Source organism: Nocardioides pollutisoli, assembly GCF_040045055.1.
Lineage (GTDB): Bacteria > Actinomycetota > Actinomycetes > Propionibacteriales > Nocardioidaceae > Nocardioides > Nocardioides tweenelious.
On record NZ_JBDZDU010000001.1, the window covers coordinates 2,322,560 to 2,340,258 of the forward strand.

Sequence of the window (17,699 nt, forward strand, 5' to 3'; positions counted from 1 at the left end):
CATGAGCTCCCTCCTCTCCTTCACGATCCTCGGGCTGTTCACGGGCGCGGCCTACGCCATCGCGGCGAGCGGCCTGGTGCTGACCTACACCACCACCCGCGTCTTCAACATCGCGCACGGTGCCTTCGGCATGGTCATGGCCTTCACGTTCTGGGACTTCAGCCAGCGACAGGGGATGCCCACCTGGCTCGCGCTCTTCCTGGTGCTCGGCGTGGTGGCGCCCGGCACCGGCTACCTCGTGCAGCGCTTCGTCACCCGCGGGCTCGGAGAAGGACCGGTCAGCGTCTCGCTGGTCGTCACGGTCGGGCTCTTCGTCGGCCTGATCGGTCTGGCGCAGTACATCTGGCCTCCCGAGCCGCGCACCGTCCCGCCGTTCCTGCCCGACAAGGGCCTCGAGATCGGCGACACCTACGTCACGGCCCACCAGATCATCACGATCGCGCTCTCGATGGTGGTCGCGGGACTCCTCTACCTCCTGCTCAACCGCACCCGCATCGGCACGGCCATGCGCGCGTCGGTCGACAACCCCGTGCTCCTGCGCCTCTTCGGCGGCAACCCCGACCGGGTCGCCTCGCTGTCCTGGGCGATCGGCATCTCGCTGGCAGCACTCGCCGGCATCCTGCTCACGCCGGTGATCGGGCTGTCCTACTACGACCTCACCCTGCTGGTCATCAACGCGTACGCCGCCGCGATGCTCGGCCGCCTCAAGAGCCTGCCGCTGACCTTCGTCGGTGCGATGGGGCTCGGCATCCTGCAGTCGTTCGCGGTCGCCTACCTGCCGAGCCAGGGCAGCCTGGCCGGCCTGCGCGCCGTGGTGCCGGCGCTCTTCCTCTTCGTCGTGATCATCGCGATGCCCCAGGCCCAGCTGCGGATCGGGCAGGTCAAGGGCATCGTCTCGGCGCCGCTGCCGTCCTTCTCCAAGTCGATCGGGTGGGGTGCCGCGCTCCTGGTCCTGGTGGCGCTGCTGGCGAGCGGCATGTCGGACGCCAACCTGCTGCTGGTCGGCACCGCCGCGACGTACGCCATGGTGATGCTGTCGCTCGTGCTCCTCACGGGGTACGGCGGCCACGTCTCGCTCGCGCAGTTCACCTTCGCCGGCGTCGGTGCGCTCGCCTACGCCAAGCTCGACGAGCCCAACCTCTACGGCCTCCTCCTGTCGGCGCTGATCGCCGCAGGCGTCGGGGCGCTCGTCGCGCTGCCCGTGCTGCGGCTGACCGGTCTCTACCTCGCGCTCTCGACGCTCGCCTTCGGCGTGCTGATGGACAAGATGGTCTTCCAGGCCGACTACGCCTTCGGCTTCAACGGCACGCTGCATGCCGAGCGGCTCTCGATCCTCGGCCACTCGATCACCTCCAACGGCAGCTACGTCGTGGTGATGGCGGCGTTCTTCGTGCTGATGGCGCTGGCGCTCCTGCTCCTGCGCCGCGGTGTCCTCGGCCGGCTGCTGATCGCGATGCGCGACAGCCCGGCCGCGTGCGGCACCCTCGGCCTCGACATGCGGTGGTTCCGGGTCGCGCTGTTCGGCCTCTCCGCGGGCATGGCCGGCCTGGCCGGCGGGCTCTTCGCCGGCCTGCGCGGCACCATCGGCGCTGCCGACTTCCAGCTCTTCAACAGCCTGCCGCTGCTGCTGCTCGCCGTCGTCTGCGGGGTCACCTCCGTCACCGGCGCGGCGATGGGTGGCATCGGGCTGATGCTGCTCCCGGTCCTGCAGAGCTCGCACCCGGAGTTCGCCGGCCTGATCTTCGCGATCCTCGGCTTCGGTGCCGTCGCGCTGGGCCGCGACCCGAACGGCCTGGCCAACCTGCTCTTCGGTCTGGGCCGGCGCCTCGACCGGCGCTTCGGCGACCGGGTGCGGAGCGTCGTACCCGTGCTCCCACTGCCCCAGCCACGCACCGAGGACGACGTCCTCGCCGAGCCCGATGTGCCCCTGAAGGAGGTGCCCGCTCATGTCTCTTCTCGAGGTTGACGGTGTCGTCGTGCAGTTCGGCGGCGTGACTGCCGTCGACGACGCGAGCTTCGCCGCGGAGGCCGGCCGGGTCACCGGCCTGATCGGGCCCAACGGCGCCGGCAAGACCACGTGCTTCAACGTGATCAGCGGACTGCAGAAGCCCAACCGCGGGCAGGTGCGCTTCGACGGCCGCAGCATCACGCGGCTGCCGGTGCACCGCCGCTCCCGGCGGGGGATCAGCCGCACCTTCCAGCGGCTCGAGGCCTTCGGGTCGCTCACGGTGCGTGACAACGTGCGGGTCGCCCAGGACATCCACCGCGGCCTGCTCGGCCTCTTCCAGCCCGCGTCCGCGGACGTCGACGGCCTGCTCGAGACCGTCGGCATCCGGGCGTACGCCGATGAGCGCGCCGACTCGATCCCCACCGGCGCTGCGCGGCTCCTCGAGCTCGCGCGCTGCCTGGCCGGTGACCCGAAGCTCCTCCTGCTCGACGAGCCGTCCTCCGGCCTCGACGAGTCGGAGACCGACGCGTTCGGCGAGCTGCTGTCCCGGCTCGCAGCCGAGGGTCGGGGCGTGCTCATGGTCGAGCACGACATGGACCTGGTGATGTCGGTCTGCGACGAGATCCACGTCCTCGACTTCGGCTCGGTGATCGCCTCGGGCCCGCCCGCCGCGATCCGCACCGACCGCGACGTGCAGCGGGCCTACCTCGGGTACGCCGAGGACGCCCGCGACGACGACGCCCGCGACGACGACACCCGCTACGACCTCCCGGCCGTGGAGACCACCATGACGATCCCGGCGGTGCGGTGATGAGCGTCCCGATCCTCGAGGTCGTCGACCTCCACGCCGCCTACGGCCGCATCGAGGTGCTGCGCGGCGTAGACCTGAAGGTCCCGCAGGGCGCGGTGATGGCGCTCCTCGGCCCCAATGGCGGCGGCAAGTCCACGCTGGTCAAGGTCATCAGCGGCCAGAAGAGGGCGACGTCGGGCGACATCCACCTCGGCGGCGTCCACGTCCAGGACCCGCAGCCCGAGCAGCTCGCCAAGCTCGGCCTCTGCACGATCCCCGAGGGCCGCTCGGTCTTCCCCAACCTCACGGTCGAGGAGAACCTCACGCTGATGTCCTACGCGGGCGTCAGCGCCCAGGCGGTCCTGGACACGGCGTACTCCTACTTCCCGCGGCTGCACCAGCGCCGCCACCAGCTCGCCGGGACCATGTCCGGCGGTGAGCAGCAGATGCTCGCGATGTCCCGCGCGCTGGCGTCCGATCCCGCACTGCTCCTGCTCGACGAGCTCTCGATGGGCCTCGCGCCGCTGATCGTCGACGAGCTCTACGACACCGTCGCGCAGATCGCGCAGAGCGGTGTCTCCATCCTCTGCATCGAGCAGTTCGCACGGACGGCGCTGCGCGTCTCCGACTACGCGGCGGTGATGACCGGCGGCCGGATCGTGGCCACCGGCGAGCCGAACGAAGTCATGGCCACCATGTCCGACCTCATCCTTGGCGGTGCTGCATGAGCAAGAAGATCCTCCTCTCCCTCTCGGCCGCCGCGCTCGTCGGTGCCCCAATCCTGATCGGTGCTGGGCCGGTGTCGGCGGGCGCATCGGCGTACGGGGCCGAGAAGCCGGCGTTTAGCGGCTTCAGCTCCAGCGCCTGGGCGGCGCCGGTGAAGATCGAGATCTACGAGCCGACCATCCCGATCCCGGCGACACCGCAGGCCGAGTTCGAGATGGCCTACACCAAGGTCGAGGCCGACTCCGGCAGCTCGTCGGGCCGGGCCAGCTGGCTCTGGCCGGGCGACTCCATCGGTGAGGGCGCCAAGACCGTGATCGAGAACCTCGGTCTGCCACCGGAGCTGTCCGGTCCGCTGGCGGCCCAGGGCTACCCGGTCCAGGTCAACTCCAGCCAGCCCAGCGGCGAGGCGAAGATGGCCGACGAGCCGTTCCCGGGCACGGTCATGGAGACCAGCGCGAGCGACACCAAGACCATCGCCCAGACCGGCTTCTCGCCCGACGGCGACGTGCACGCGCCGCAGGACGGGAGCCACGACGGTGGGGGCAAGGACGGGGGCGAAGGTACGCCCGGCGTTCCCGGCCTGCCGGAGATCCCAGGACTGCCGGCTCTGCCGGGCCAGTCCGGGGTCTCCGGTTCCCCGACCGACGCGCTCACCGCGTTCGGGCAGGCCATCACCGGGACGTCGGCCACGACCGCCGACGACCCGGGCGACGACCCGGCGCCGACGACACCCGGTGCCCCCGGCGTACCCCCCGAGCTCGCGGCGCTCGTCGACTTCGAGGGCTACACCTCCACCAGCCAGAACGTCGCCTCCGCCGACAAGGTCGTCTCGAGCTCCCGCTCGGCGCTCGGTGACGTCCAGCTGCTCGGCGGCCTGATCTCCCTCGACGGCGTGGTCGTCACGAGCACCAGCTCGAGCGACGGCAAGGCCGCGACGGCCGGCGGCAAGGCCTCCTTCGGCGGCATCACGATCGCCGGCCAGGACTTCTCGTTCGGACCCAGCGGCTTCGATGCCGCCGGCAAGCAGACCAAGGTCCCCGCCCTGCCCGACCAGGCCACGAAGGCCCTCGCCCAGCTGGGCGTGAAGCTGACGCTGCCGAAGCCGACCCTGGAGAAGAAGGGCGACCAGGCCACCAGCGAGATGGCCGGCCTCCGGATTCAGATCGACGCCTCGAAGCTGCGCAAGAAGCTCGACGCGCTCCCGCTCGACCAGCTGGTCGGCGCCGTGCCGGACGAGGCTGGTCAGCTCAAGTCCGCGCTCCAGGCTGCGGTCGGACTCTCGCCGCGCATCGTCATCACCCTCGGCAACGCCAGCAGCACGGTCGACACCGTGCAGGGCATCGCCATCCCGTCCGACATCCCCGACAACGACCCCGGTCACTCCGGTGGCGGTGCGGGCGGCGGTGGTGGTGGTGCCGGTGGCGCCTCGACCTCGGGCGGTGCGCCGACGTCGGCGACCCCCGGCGCCGGCGGTGACGCACCGTCGGCTGACGGCGACCTCCCGCCCAGCTCTCTCGCGGGCTCCGGTCTGCCGCCGCTCTACTCCATCCCCGGCGCGATCCTCGCCGGTGGCATCGCCCTCGCCGCCGTCGGCGGCACCTGGCTCCGCAAGGCGGGCGTGCTCGCCCTCGGTGGCGCCGGCTCCTGCTCGCACGGCCTCGACAGTGGCCTGCCCGACCTCCGAAAGGCCTGACCATGACCACCGTGCCCCAGCAGGCGCCTGCCGCCGAGCGACTCTCGATCGGTCTCCCCAAGGCGGGCAGCCGGACGTCGTCCGGTGCCGCGCCGCTCAAGGACAACCACTACCAGCTGCTCCAGCTGGTCCTCTTCTGGGCGGGCGCGATCCTGCTGCCGCTCGGCCTCGTGGTGATCGTGCTCGGGTGGTACGGCGCGGCCAACACGCCGTACCAGTACGACCAGCTGTCCTACCTCGTCTCAGGGGGCCTGCTCGGCCTCGGCCTCACCTTCACCGGAGGCTTCCTCTACTTCGGCGCGTGGCTGGCCCGGATCGCGGCCGACGGCAAGGAGTCGTCGCGCCGCCTGGCCGACACCCTGCTCGTGCTGGCCGACGTCACCTCGCGTGCCGCCTCGACCCACGAGGGCGTCGACGTGTCGGCGCTCCCGGTCACCGCCGGTGACGGCACCACGATGCACCGACGCGACTGCGCGCTGATCTCCCACCGCGAGGACCTGCGTCCCGTCGGCGAGAACAACGGCCACCTCACCGCCTGCCGGGTCTGCCGCCCCTGACCACGAGTCGGCGTGGATGTGCCTGATCGGGAGACACATCCGCGCCGACTCGGTCACTCGTCGGTCGTGACGACCTCGTCCGGCTTGGTGAGCAGGACCGTCTCCATGTAGTCGCGCGCGGCGTCGAGGAGGTCGACGGCGTGGCCGGCCCGCTCGGAGAGGTACCACCGGTGCACGAGGATCTCGTGGAAGATCTCGGCCGGCTCGAGCTTGCCGCGGGCCTCGGGCGGGATCATCGCCACGATCGGTTCGTAGGTCTGCGCCATCCACTTGCTCGCCACCAACGTGCGGTCCTCGCGGCCGAGGTCGAAGGCTGCCGTGAAGGACGCGATGTCGTTGAGCATCCGGCGTGCCTGGGCGTCCTCGACGTGCAGCCCGGTGAGCGCCTGCAGCTCGCGCTGGTGGTGGCCGAGCTCGACGACCTTGGGCTGGATCCGGATCTTCTCGCCGTCCCAGTCGGTCACGATGTCGAGCTCGTCGACGTCGAAGCCGAGGTCGTTGAGCCGCTCGATGCGCTGCTCGATGCGCCACATCTCCTGGGTGGAGAACTCCTCCGCGACGGTCAGCTCGGTCCACAGCGCGTGGTAGCGGTCGGTCAGCATCTCGACGATGTCGTGCGCCCGCACCTCGCCGTCGAGGTCGTCGCTGGCCTGCAGGTCGAGGAACTCGGCGAAGACGTTCTCGCCCGCGACGGTGAGGTCGTACTCCCGCAGGTTGCTCGACAGGCTCGGCTTGAGTTCTCCGGTCTCCGCGTCCACGAGGTACGCCGCGAAGCCGCCGGCGCTGCGGCGGAAGAGCACGTTGGACAGCGACACGTCGCCCCAGTAGAAGTCGGCGAGGTGCAGCCGGACGAGCAGCACCACGAGCGCGTCGATCAGGGACGGCAGGTTGTCGGCGGTCAGGCCGTGGGCGAACAGGCTCCGGTAGGGCAGCGAGAACTGCAGGTGCTCGGTCATCAGCGCGGCCGGGAGCTCCTCGCCGTCCGCATCGACGCGGCCGGTCACGACCCCCTTCGGTACGACCGCCGGCAGACCCAGGCGCTGGAGGTCGCGGAGCAGGCGGTACTCCCGGAACGCGATGTCCTCGACGGTCTCCTTGATCGCGAACGTGTCGTCGCCGAGACGCACGATCCGGACGACGTGGCGCGAGAGGCCACGGGGGAGCGGGACGACGTGCTCGGTCCACTCCTCGAGCGGGGTCGACCACGGCAGCCCGAGCAGGTCCGGGTCGGGCCGGTTCGCGACGATCCGCAGCGCCATGGCCCGACCCTAGAGGCTCCAGACGGAGAACGACGGCGCGTAAGCGGCCGAGATCGTCACGACACCGTCCACCTCGGTCAGGTCGCCGTCGCCGGTGGTGCTCAGCAGCAGCGTCCCGTCGGCGAAGCCCAGTGCCCCGGCGTCGAGGGTGATCGCCGGGCCCGCGGCACGCCGGGCGGCGACCAGCACCGACCCGCTCGGGTGCTCGCGGACGTAGACGATCGTGTCGTCGTCGACGTGCGCCCAGCGCAGGCCGCCCCGTCGGAGGGCCTCGCTGGAGTGTCGGAGTCGCGCCAGCCCGGCGTACGTCGCCAGCGTGTCGTCGTCCCAGCCCGCCGGGTCGGCCCACGGGAACGGGCGTCGCGCGTCCTCGCCGTTGACGCCCTCCAACCCGATCTCGTCGCCGGCGAAGAGCATCGGCACCCCGGGTATCGTGAACTGCAGGCCGGCCGCGACCCGGTGCACGGCGCCGTCGCCGGTCACAGTCCGGATCCGCGCGCTGTCGTGGGAGCCGAGGATGTTCCACGAGCAGGTGGTGGCGCGCCAGCCGTAGCGACCCTGCCACTCACGGATGCTGCGGACGGCGGCGGCGGCGGGCCGTCGCGGCACCGGGACCGGCCGGCCGAACGCCCGCGCCGGTGACGCGGGGTCGCGCAGCCACGACCAGATCGGCCAGGAGAAGCCGGAGTAGTTCATTGTCCCGTGCCAGCCGTCGCCGTCGACGTCCGTCGAGGCGTCGTGGTTGTGCTCGCCGATCACGAACGCGTCGGGTCGCTCGGCCTCGGCGGTACGGCGTACGAGCCGGGCCACCTCGTGGTTGACGTCGATCGCGCCGAGCCGACCGGTCATGTTGGCGACGTCGACGCGCCAGCCGTCGAGGTCGTACGGCGGACGCAGCCAGCGCGCGACGACCGAGTCGGGGCCGTCGACCATGGCGGCGCGCAACGCGGGATCGTCGTGGTTGAGCTTGGGCAGGGTGCGGTGGCCCATCCAGCACTCGTAGGAGCCGTCCGGCAGGAAGTAGTAGAACGACCTGGCCGGGGCGCCCTCGACGTCACGCGCGGCGACGAACCACTCGTGGGTGTCGCCGGTGTGGTTGGTCGTCAGGTCGCCGAGGATCCGCCAGCCGCGCTCGTGGATGGCGGTGGCGAGCCGGACGTACGCCGCGTCGCCGCCCAGCAACGGGTCGACCTCCTCGAACGTCGACGCGTTGTAGCGGTGGTTGCTCTCGCCGGGGAAGACCGGTGTCGTGTAGACGACGCTGACCCCGATGTCGGCGAGGTGGTCGAGGTGGTCGGTGATCCCGTCGAGGTCGCCGCCGTAGAACTGCGTCGGCGTGCGCGGGTCGAAGCCCTCGAAGACGACCTCGTCCTCCCATGCGGCGGGCACGGCCCAGTGCGGCACCGGTCGCGAGTCCGCGGCGGCCGAGCGCGCGAACCGGTCCGGGAACACCTGGTAGACGACCGCGTCGCGCGCCCAGTCCGGCGGGGCGTGGTGGGAGCTGAGCCGGAAGTCGAAGGCGTCCGGCGGGTCGTGCTCGACGACGCCGACGGCGCTCAGCCAGCGCTGGCTGTCTGGTGCGTCGAGCAGGAACCGGTAGTTCGTCACCGGATTGTGGACCGGCAGCGTGCCCTCCCACCAGACCGTGTGCTCGTCGCGGGAGCTCACGATGCACGGGTGGTAGGTCGGCTCGGCGTCGTACGTCGTGCGCACCCAGACCTGCTCGACCGGGTCGTCGGCGTGGGTGCGGAGCCGGACGGTGACGGTCGAGCCGGGAGCCGGCGCCTCCGTGTCGACGTACGCCGGGGAGCCGTCGTGGTGGGGCTCGTGCAGCAGGCTCATCGAGGGCCTCCCTGGGGCTCGAGGAAGATCGCGCCGGACCCGCGCTCGGCGGCCTCGTCGTCGGGGTTGTTGAGGGCGCAGCTCTTCAGGCTCAGGCAGCCGCAGCCGATGCAGTCGTCGAGCTTGTCGCGCAGCCGCTCGATCCGCTCGATCTGCTCGTCGAGCCGGGGTCGCCAGGCCGTGCTCAGCCGGTGCCAGTCGGCCTTGGTTGGGGCCCGCCCACCGGGCAGGTTCGCCAGCGCCGCGCCGATCTCGTCGAGCGTGAGGCCGACTCGCTGCGCCGTACGGATGAAGGCGACCCGGCGCAGCGTCGACTGCTCGTAGCGGCGTTGGTTGCCCGCCGTACGCACCGAGGTGATGAGTCCCCGGGACTCGTAGAAGCGGATCGCCGACGTGGCGACACCCGCGCGCTCGGCCAGGTGGCCGATCGTCAGCTGGGTCATGGCGTCAGCCTCGCGGAACTTCAAGCGTCGTTCAACATCGGGGGCCGCATTGACGGAATACCCGGTTCACCGGGTATTCCTGGGCTTATCGGGTGTTGCAACGCCCGAGAAGCGCAGGAACTGCCCGAGAAGTACGCCGTTCGGTCGGCGGTGGCACTACCCCAATAGAACGTGTTCTAGTAGCGTCCGCGGCGTGACTGAATCCACTCCTCGCGTCGTCGTCATCACCGGAGCCGCCTCCGGCATCGGCTACGCCACCGCCGAGCTCTTCCGCGACCTCGGCGACACCGTCTACGGCCTCGACATCAACCCGACCGTCCCCGACGGCGTGACCTACGTCGAGTGCAACGTCGGCAGCAAGGCCGCCATCGAGGCAGCCATCGAGGTCTGCGCCGCCAGCGGCAAGATCGACGTGCTGGCCAACGTCGCAGGCATCGTCCAGTTCGGTCGGATCGAGACGGTGACCGAGGACGAGTGGGACCGCGTGCACGCGGTCGACCTCAAGGGCCCGTTCTTCATCATCCAGGCGGCGCTCCCGTACATCCGCGCGGCCAAGGGCAACATCGTCAACGTCTCCTCGGTCGCCGGCAACGCGCCGCAGCCCTACGCCACGGCGTACGCCGCCGCGAAGGGCGGGCTGACCCAGCTCACCAAGTCGCTCGCGCTCGAGCTCTCGCCCGAGGGCGTCCGGGTCAACGTGATCTGCCCCGGCACCGTCGACACCCCGATCGTGGAGCAGGTCTTCCACAAGCTGACCGACGACCTCGACACCCGGGTCGCCGACCGGCTGATGATGATGCTGCCCGGCGGCGCCATCAAGCCGTCCGAGATCGGTGACACGATCGTCTGGCTCGCCTCCCCGTCGGCCCGGATGATCACTGGCGCCGTGATCGCGCACGACGGAGGCATGAGCGGCTGACCGTCGCAGGTCGGGCTCCCCGTAGCATGTGGCCTCGCCGCCGCAGGTGGCATCGCCGATGTAGCTCAGTTGGTAGAGCGCCTCTCTTGTAAAGAGGATGTCGCGGGTTCGACTCCTGTCATCGGCTCCAGGCGAGGCCAGGCCGCCCGCGCGCGGCGCGGGTCATGAGTCGGCGAGCATCGCCTTCATCTGGGTGATCTGGGCCTGCTGCGAGCTCGCGATGCTGCGCGCGAGGTCGAGCGCAGCGGCGTACTCGCCGTCGGCGATCTCGGTCTGCGCCATCTCGATGGCGCCCTCGTGGTGGGCGATCATCATCCGCAGCCACATGTCCTCGAAGGCGTCGCTGCCGGCGCCGCGCAAGTTCTTGAGGTCGCGGTCGCTCATCATGCCCGAGCCCATCGAGCCGCCCATGCTGCCGCCGCTCATCATGTGTCCACTGCTGCCGCTGGGCACGTCCTCGCCCCAGGACTTCAGCCAGCCCTGCATCTGCTCGATCTCGGGCGTCTGGGCGGCCTCGATGTCCTGGGTGAGCTGCTCGAACTCGGGGCTGAGGTCCCGCCCCTCGGTCATGTCGACCATGAGCAGCGCCTGCTCGTGGTGGGGGATCATCTCGGTCGCGAAGCTCACGTCGGCGGCGTTGTGGGTGCCCGACGAGCCGGAGTCGTCGCTGGTGCCGCAGGCACCGAGCGCGAGGGCCAGGACGGCTGCGGCCAGGACGGTCAGGGTGCGCGTGCCGTGGAGCTTCATGTGGTGACGCTACGTGGCCGGACCGCCCGGCCCCAGAGGCGAAGGTCCTCAGCGCAGGCGGCGTACGGCGAAGGAGTCCGGCGGGTCTGCGATCGCGTCCTGGGCGGCGACGAGCTGGATCTCGCGGGTGCCGGCCTCGATCGTCCTCTCGAGGATCGCGAAGACCGAGGACGTCGTGCGGGCCAGGGCGGTGTCGGCGGAGCCGGTCGTGCGCAGGTGGGCGAGGTAGAGCGCGGCGGTGACGTCGCCGCAGCCGTTGGGGGTGATCGGCAGCAGCGGGGTCTCGACCGCCCAGGCACCCTGGTCGGAGACGGCGATGACGTCGAGCTTGCCCTCCGGGACGTCGCCGTGGAGGACGCTGGTCACCAGGACGTCGCGGGGGCCGCGCGACCGGACGTCGTCGGCGGCGTCGAGGATCTCGGCGAGCGTGCGGGTCTCGCGGCCCGCGAGGAAGTCGAGCTCGAAGTGGTTGGGCGTCAGGATGTCGGCCTGCGGGACGACGGTGTCGCGCATGAACTCCGGGATCCCGGGACGCACGAACATCCCGCGACCGACGTCACCCATGACCGGGTCGCAGCAGTAGACGGCCTCGGGGTTGAGCTCCTTCACGCGTGCGACCGCGTCGAGGATGACCCCGCCGACGGCCGGGTCGCCCTGGTAGCCGGAGAGCACCGCGTCGGCGTCGCCGAGCACGCCCCGGTCGTCGATGCCGGCGATCACGTCGCGGACGTCCTCGGCAGGGAGGAGCGGGCCGCGCCAGGCGCCGTACCCCGTGTGGTTGGAGAAGTGCACGGTGTTGACCGGCCAGACCTCGTGGCCCAGCCGCTGGAGCGGGAACACGGCGGCGGAGTTGCCGACGTGCCCGTAGGCGACCGACGACTGGATGGACAGGATCTTCACCGGTCGATCCTCCCGCACCGGCCCGGAGACCGCGCCCCTGGATCGAAGAACTAGAACGCGTTACAGTCTGACGGTTCACATTCTCTCGGTATGCAGATGAGGTAGCTCGTGGCCAAGCACGTCCCGTACCAGAACGAGGCCGACTACGTGGTGGTCGGCTCCGGCAGCTCCGGGGCGGCCATCGCGGGCCGCCTGGCGCAGTCGGGGGCGAGCGTGATCGTGCTCGAGGCGGGCAAGAGCGACGAGCAGTACCTCGTGAAGAAGCCCGGCATGATCGGGCCGATGCACGCCGAGCCGAAGCTCAAGCAGCGCGTCGACTGGGGCCTCTACTCGACGCCGCAGAAGCACCTGGTCGACCGGAAGATGCCGGTGCCGCGCGGCAAGGTCGTCGGTGGGTCGAGCTCGATCAACGGCATGGTCTACGTGCGCGGCAACCGCGCCAACTACGACTCCTGGGCCGCCGAGGGCAACACCGGCTGGTCGGCCGACGAGGTCAACGCGGCGTACCGCCGGATGGAGGACTTCGAGGGCGGCGCCAGCGACTACCGCGGCGCCGGCGGTCCGATCAAGGTGACCCGCAACGCCGCCCCGCAGGAAGGGTCGATCCAATTCCTGCAGGCGACGTCCGACGCCCTCGGCGTACCCGTCCTCGACGACTACAACGCCGCGTCGCAGGAGGGGGTGAGCCGGATGCAGCAGAACGCCGCGCACGGCCTGCGCTACTCCGCGTCGCGCGGCTACGTGCACAACCTCGACGTACCCACCCTGCAGCTGCAGTCCGAGGTGCTGGTCCGCAAGGTCGTCATCGAGGGCGGCCGCGCGACGGGCGTCGAGGTCACCGACAAGGACGGCTCGCAGCGCATGGTCCGGGCGGGCAAGGAGGTCATCCTGTCGGCCGGCTTCGTCGGGTCGGCGCAGCTGCTGATGCTGTCGGGGATCGGCCACGCCCAGCACCTGCGTGACCACGGCATCGACGTGCTCGCGGACCTGCCCGTGGGCGACAACCTGCACGACCACCTCTTCCACGCGCTGACCTTCCACGCCACGTCGTCGAAGATGCGCGGCAACGCCCGCTTCTTCGGGATGGGCGTGCTCAAGGAGGCGCTGCGACCCGGTACGACGTTCATGGCCAACTCGGTCTTCGAGTCGGTGGCGTTCGTGCGGACGTCGCACGCGACCGACGTACCCGACCTGCAGCTGCACCTGCTGCCGTGGGCCTACCCCTCGGGCAACCAGGACGAGCCGATCCGCCACGACGTCGACCCGCGTCCGGCGCTGACGATCCTCGCGACGCTGATCTACCCGCGCAGCCGGGGCACGTTGCGACTGGCGTCCGCCGACCCGACGGCGTCGCCGCTCATCGACTTCCAGTACCTCGCCGACCACGCCGACGTCGACGTGCTCGTCGAGGGCTCGGAGATGGTGCGCGAGATCATGGGCGGCGCGGCGTTCGGCGGCTCGATCAAGAGCGAGATCGCGCCGGGCGCCGGCGTCGTCGGCAGCGAGCTGCGGCAGACCGTGCTCAACCGCGCGACGTCGGTCTACCACGGCGTCGGCACCTGCCGGATGGGCGTCGACGAGCTCGCCGTCGTCGGCCCGGACCTCAAGGTCCGCGGCATCGAAGGACTGCGCGTCTGCGACGCGTCGATCATGCCGTCGATCACCGGCGGAAACACCAATGCACCGGCCATCATGATCGGTGAGCGCGGCGCCGACCTCGTGCTCGGACGTTAAGGGGAACTCCATGACCAGCAATCTCACCCGCCCGGCGTCGATCACCGACGCGTTCCTCCAGCAGCTCGTGGCCCGGGTGCCGTCGACGAGCGGGGGGACCTGGAAGCTCACCGAGGTCTACACGGGTGAGGTGCTCGTCGAGCTGCCCCAGTCGACGGTCGCCGACATCGAGCAGGCCTACGCCACCGCGCGCACGGCCCAGGCCGAGTGGGCGAGCTGGCCGCTCTCGAAGCGACTCGCGGTCTTCAAGAAGGCGCACACGCTCTTCATCGACAACGCCGAGACCACGACCGACCTGATCCAGGTCGAGAGCGGCAAGAACCGGCGGATGGCGATCGAGGAGACCTGCGACCCGCCGATGGTGATGAGCCACTACATCAAGCGGGCGCCCAAGCTGCTGGCCTCGACCAAGCGCGGCGGGCCGGTCCCGTTCCTCACGACGTCGACCGAGATCCGTCAGCCCAAGGGCGTCGTCGGCATCATCGCGCCGTGGAACTTCCCCTTCGCGACCGGCATCTCCGACGCGATCCCGGCGCTGATCGCCGGCAACGGCGTCGTGCTCAAGCCCGACAACAAGACCGCGCTGTCGCCGCTCTACGGCATCCAGATGCTCGAGGAGGCTGGCCTGCCGAAGGGGCTCTTCCAGGTCGTCTGCGGCGAGGGTCCGGACGTCGGTCCGACGCTGATCGACAACGCCAACTACGTGATGTTCACCGGGTCCACCGCGACCGGCCGGGTGATCGGCGAGCGCGCCGGCCGCAACCTGATCGGCGCCTGCCTCGAGCTCGGCGGCAAGAACCCGATGATCGTGCTCGAGGACGCCGACATGGAGGAGACCGTCAACGGTGCGGTCTTCGGGGTCTTCGGCAACACCGGCCAGATCTGCATGCACATCGAGCGGATCTACCTGCCCGAGTCGCGGTACGACGAGTTCAAGTCCGCCTTCGTCGCGAAGGCCGAGGGGCTCGACGTGCGCGCGGCGTACGACTTCGGACCCGAGATGGGCTCACTCGTCTCGCCCGACCACAAGGACCGCGTGCAGTCGCACGTCGAGGACGCCGTCGCCAAGGGCGCGACCGTGGTCACCGGTGGCAAGGCGCGACCCGACCTGGGTCCGGCGTTCTTCGAGCCGACCATCCTCGAGGGCGTCACCACCGAGATGCTGACCGGCACGATGGAGACCTTCGGCCCGGTCGTCGCGCTGCACTCCTACAAGACCGTGGACGAGGCGGTGGAGCTCGCCAACGACACGGAGTACGGCCTCAACGCGTCGGTCTGGGGTGGCGACATCAAGGCCGCGAGCGAGGTCGCGATGCGGATCGAGTCCGGCAACGTCAACGTCAACGACATCCTCGCGACCGCCTTCGCGTCCAAGGGCACGCCGTCGGGCGGTGTGAAGCAGTCGGGCGTCGGTGCGCGGCACGGCGACCAGGGCCTGCTGAAGTACACCGACGTGCAGAACCTCGCCGTCCTCAAGAAGCAGGTCATGGGCGCCAAGCCCGGCCAGGACTACGACAAGTACGTCAAGGGGATGCTCGGCGGCTTGAAGATGATGCGGAAGACCGGCATCAGGTAGCGAGTCGTACTGTCGCTTGCGTGAGCGAGATGACCTACCGCCCGCTGGGCGACTCGGGCCTGATGGTGAGCGCGGTCGGGATCGGCTGCAACGCGTTCAGTCGGCGGGTGGACCTGGCCGGCGTACGCGACATCCTGGGGGCTGCCCGCGACACCGGCGTGACGCTGCTCGACACCGCCGACATCTACGGCGACCCGCCCGGCGGCTCCGAGGAGCTGCTCGGTGAGGCGCTGCAGGGGCAGCGCGACGAGTTCGTGCTGGCGACCAAGTTCGGCGGCGACATGGCCGGCGCCAACGGCGCGGACTTCGGTGCGCGCAACGCGCGGCGCTACATCCGTCGCGCGGTCGAGGGTTCGCTGCGTCGGCTGAGGACCGACCACATCGACCTCTACCAGCTGCACTTCCCCGACGGCGTCACACCGATCGAGGAGACCCTGTCGGCACTGACCGACCTGGTCCGGGAGGGCAAGGTCGGCTACCTCGGAGTGTCGAACTTCGACGGCTGGCGGGTCGCCGACGCCGACTGGACCGCTCGGTCTGCCGGACTCGAGCGCTTCGTGTCGGTGCAGAACCGATACTCGCTGCTCGATCGCACCGTGGAGCAGGAGGTCGTGCCCGCGTGCGAGACCTTCGGGCTCGGGCTGCTGCCCTACTTCCCGTTGGAGTACGGCCTGCTGACCGGCAAGTACCTCCGCGGCTCCGCGGCACCTGTGGGCTCACGCGCCGCGCTCGACCCGTCGCGGTCGCAGTGGCTGGACACGGCCGACTGGGACCGGATCGAGGCCGTCGAGAAGTACGCCGAGGCGCGCGACCTCGGCGTGCTCGACGTCGCCATCGCCGGCCTGGCCGCCCAGCCCGCCGTGTCGTCGGTGATCTCCGGCGCGACCTCGGGCGACCAGGTGCGCGCCAACGCGGCAGCGCACCGCTGGGAGCCGTCCGAGGCCGACCTCGTCGAGCTCGACGCCATCACCACACGTTGAGTCGAGACTTCCGTCGGTTGAATCGAGAGATTCGTCCGACGGAACTCTCGATTCGACTGACGGAAGTCTCGATTCGACCGTCAGGCGACCTGGAGCGAACGCTTGGAGAGGCCCATCCAGAAGCCGTCGATGACCTGGAGGCCGGGCTCGTCGGGGGTGGTGGCCGCGCCGAGGGTGACGAAGAGCGGCGTGTAGTGCTCGACGGTGGGGTGGGCGTAGGGCATGCCGGGGGCGTGGGTGCGGTAGCGGGCGAGCTCGTCGACGTCGCCGCGCGCGAGCGCCTCGCCGGCCCAGGCGTCGAAGTCCGAGGACCAGCCCGGGGCGTCTGCGTCGATGCGGAACTCCTTGAGGAACGGCAGTCCGTGGGTCAGGAACCCGGAGCCGATGATCAGCACGCCCTCGTCGCGCAGCGGACGCAGCCGCTCGCCGAGCTTCATCAGCCGCACCGGGTCGTGGGTCGGCAGCGACATCTGCAGGACCGGGATGTCGGCCTCGGGATACATCAGCTTGAGCGGCACCCACGCGCCGTGGTCGAGACCGCGGCTGGTGTGCTGGTGGACCGGCTCGGTGCTCGGCATCATCGCGGCGACCCGCTGCGCGAGCGCGGTGGCGTCAGGGGTCTCGTACGTCATCCGGTAGTACTTCTGGTCGAAGCCGCCGAAGTCGTAGACCAGGGGCGCGCCGTTCGCGGAGAGCGAGACCGGCGCGGACTCCCAGTGGGCACTGACGATCAGGATCGCCTTCGGCTGCGGCAGGTCCTGCGCCCAGGACGCCAGCTGCGAGGACCACAGCGGGTCGTCGAGCAGCGGCGGTGCGCCGTGGCCGATGTAGAGCGCAGGCATGCGAGACGTCATGATCACCTCAATGGTTTGACTTTCAACTTTATTCCATCGGGAGCGACCAGTCCACCTCCGTGCCGCCCTGTTCGACGAGCAGCGCGTTGGCCTGGCTGAAGGGGCGCGAGCCGAAGAAGCCGCGGTACGCCGAGAGCGGCGACGGGTGGGCCGACTCGACGGCCGGGACAGGGGCGAGCAGCGGCTTCAGTTTGCGTGCGTCCGAGCCCCAGAGGATGGCCACGCACGGGCCGCCCCGAGCCGCCAGCGCGGTGATCGCCCGCTCGGTGATCGGCTCCCAGCCCTTGCCGCGGTGGCTGTTCGAGGCGCCGGGCTGCACGGTGAGGCTCCTGTTGAGGAGCATGACGCCGCGGTCCGCCCACGCGGTGAGGTCGCCGTTCCTCGGCGGGACGATGCCCAGGTCGTCGCGCAGCTCGGTGTAGATGTTGACCAGGCTCGGCGGCAGCGGCCACACGTCACGGCGTACGGCGAAGCTCAGCCCGATCGGGTGCTGCGGGTTCGGATAGGGGTCCTGCCCGACGATCAGGACGCGTACGTCGGCCAGCGGGCGCTGGAACGCCCGGAAGACCGACTCGCCGCTCGGCTGGTAGCCGCGCCCGGCGGCGACCTCCCCGCGCAGGAAGACCCCCATCGCGGCGACCTGGTCGTCGACCGGCGCCAGGGCCTCGGCCCAGTCCGGCGCCATCAGTCCCTTGTCGACGAGTCCGGCGAGTGCGCTCATGCGAGCGAGG

General features: G+C 70.5%; 16 protein-coding genes and 1 tRNA gene. 10 read left to right on the top strand and 7 right to left on the bottom strand.

All coding sequences use genetic code 11. The features are described 5' to 3' along the window. The first annotated feature begins 1 nt into the window (after position 1). Genes ABLE68_RS11305 through ABLE68_RS11325 form a run of 5 tightly spaced genes read left to right on the top strand, consistent with a single transcriptional unit; the run spans position 2 to position 5,714 of the window. Positions 2-1,966 carry an ABC transporter permease gene (locus ABLE68_RS11305; protein WP_348871422.1) on the top strand — a complete coding sequence of 655 codons (1,965 nt, stop codon included), beginning with the start codon at positions 2-4 and terminating at the stop codon, positions 1,964-1,966. Further along, entirely contained in the window at positions 1,947-2,759 is an 813-nt protein-coding gene (locus ABLE68_RS11310) for an ABC transporter ATP-binding protein (protein WP_348871423.1), read from the top strand. Before ABLE68_RS11305 ends, ABLE68_RS11310 begins: the two co-directional genes overlap by 20 nt. Beyond that, positions 2,759-3,466: an ABC transporter ATP-binding protein gene (locus ABLE68_RS11315; RefSeq protein ID WP_348871424.1), complete on the top strand. Its 708-nt coding sequence runs from the start codon at positions 2,759-2,761 to the stop codon at positions 3,464-3,466. Before ABLE68_RS11310 ends, ABLE68_RS11315 begins: the two co-directional genes overlap by 1 nt. Further along, the gene (locus ABLE68_RS11320) at positions 3,463-5,157 is read left to right on the top strand and encodes a choice-of-anchor P family protein (RefSeq protein WP_348871425.1); all 1,695 of its coding nucleotides are present in this window, start codon (positions 3,463-3,465) and stop codon (positions 5,155-5,157) included. The genes ABLE68_RS11315 and ABLE68_RS11320 overlap by 4 nt, the downstream gene beginning before the upstream one ends. Before the next feature lie 2 nt (positions 5,158-5,159). Continuing rightward, positions 5,160-5,714 (top strand): hypothetical protein, encoded by a 555-nt coding sequence (locus ABLE68_RS11325; RefSeq protein ID WP_348871426.1) that lies wholly within the window; start codon positions 5,160-5,162, stop codon positions 5,712-5,714. Positions 5,715-5,767: 53 nt separating this feature from the next. On the opposite strand, the gene ABLE68_RS11330 is transcribed toward ABLE68_RS11325, so the two are convergent. The 3 genes from ABLE68_RS11330 to soxR are packed head-to-tail and all read right to left on the bottom strand — an operon-like array spanning position 5,768 to position 9,258. Continuing rightward, positions 5,768-6,973 (bottom strand): DUF4032 domain-containing protein, encoded by a 1,206-nt coding sequence (locus tag ABLE68_RS11330; protein ID WP_348871427.1) that lies wholly within the window; start codon positions 6,971-6,973, stop codon positions 5,768-5,770. Positions 6,974-6,982: 9 nt separating this feature from the next. Further along, entirely contained in the window at positions 6,983-8,815 is a 1,833-nt protein-coding gene (locus tag ABLE68_RS11335; protein WP_348871428.1) for an alpha-amylase family glycosyl hydrolase, read from the bottom strand. Continuing rightward, a complete protein-coding gene (gene soxR, locus ABLE68_RS11340; RefSeq protein WP_348871429.1) occupies positions 8,812-9,258 on the bottom strand; it encodes a redox-sensitive transcriptional activator SoxR in 447 nt (148 codons plus the stop codon). The genes ABLE68_RS11335 and soxR overlap by 4 nt, the downstream gene beginning before the upstream one ends. Before the next feature lie 193 nt (positions 9,259-9,451). Between soxR and ABLE68_RS11345 the strand changes: the two genes are divergently transcribed. Together ABLE68_RS11345 and ABLE68_RS11350 are read left to right on the top strand one after the other, a co-directional pair. After that, entirely contained in the window at positions 9,452-10,177 is a 726-nt protein-coding gene (locus ABLE68_RS11345; RefSeq protein WP_348871430.1) for an SDR family NAD(P)-dependent oxidoreductase, read from the top strand. Positions 10,178-10,231: 54 nt separating this feature from the next. Next, positions 10,232-10,307, top strand: a tRNA-Thr gene (locus tag ABLE68_RS11350). A 32-nt stretch (positions 10,308-10,339) separates the two neighbouring features. Here the strand turns inward: ABLE68_RS11350 and ABLE68_RS11355 are convergent. Continuing rightward, entirely contained in the window at positions 10,340-10,924 is a 585-nt protein-coding gene (locus ABLE68_RS11355; RefSeq protein ID WP_348871431.1) for a DUF305 domain-containing protein, read from the bottom strand. 48 nt (positions 10,925-10,972) lie between these two features. Then, a complete protein-coding gene (pdxY, locus tag ABLE68_RS11360) occupies positions 10,973-11,824 on the bottom strand; it encodes a pyridoxal kinase PdxY (protein WP_348871432.1) in 852 nt (283 codons plus the stop codon). A gap of 108 nt (positions 11,825-11,932) precedes the next feature. On the opposite strand from pdxY, the gene ABLE68_RS11365 reads away from it, so the two are divergent. Genes ABLE68_RS11365 through ABLE68_RS11375 form a run of 3 tightly spaced genes read left to right on the top strand, consistent with a single transcriptional unit; the run spans position 11,933 to position 16,114 of the window. Continuing rightward, positions 11,933-13,558: a GMC family oxidoreductase gene (locus tag ABLE68_RS11365; RefSeq protein WP_348871433.1), complete on the top strand. Its 1,626-nt coding sequence runs from the start codon at positions 11,933-11,935 to the stop codon at positions 13,556-13,558. A 10-nt stretch (positions 13,559-13,568) separates the two neighbouring features. After that, positions 13,569-15,134: a succinic semialdehyde dehydrogenase gene (locus ABLE68_RS11370; RefSeq protein ID WP_348871434.1), complete on the top strand. Its 1,566-nt coding sequence runs from the start codon at positions 13,569-13,571 to the stop codon at positions 15,132-15,134. Between the two features lie 29 nt (positions 15,135-15,163). Continuing rightward, entirely contained in the window at positions 15,164-16,114 is a 951-nt protein-coding gene (locus ABLE68_RS11375; protein WP_348873262.1) for an aldo/keto reductase, read from the top strand. A gap of 80 nt (positions 16,115-16,194) precedes the next feature. Here the strand turns inward: ABLE68_RS11375 and ABLE68_RS11380 are convergent, their stop codons facing one another. Continuing rightward, positions 16,195-16,968 (bottom strand): dioxygenase family protein, encoded by a 774-nt coding sequence (locus tag ABLE68_RS11380; RefSeq protein ID WP_348871435.1) that lies wholly within the window; start codon positions 16,966-16,968, stop codon positions 16,195-16,197. Positions 16,969-16,996: 28 nt separating this feature from the next. Then, complete coding sequence (locus ABLE68_RS11385) at positions 16,997-17,689, bottom strand: uracil-DNA glycosylase (protein ID WP_348871436.1); 693 nt, start codon at positions 17,687-17,689, stop codon at positions 16,997-16,999. Between the last annotated feature and the right edge of the window lie 10 nt (positions 17,690-17,699).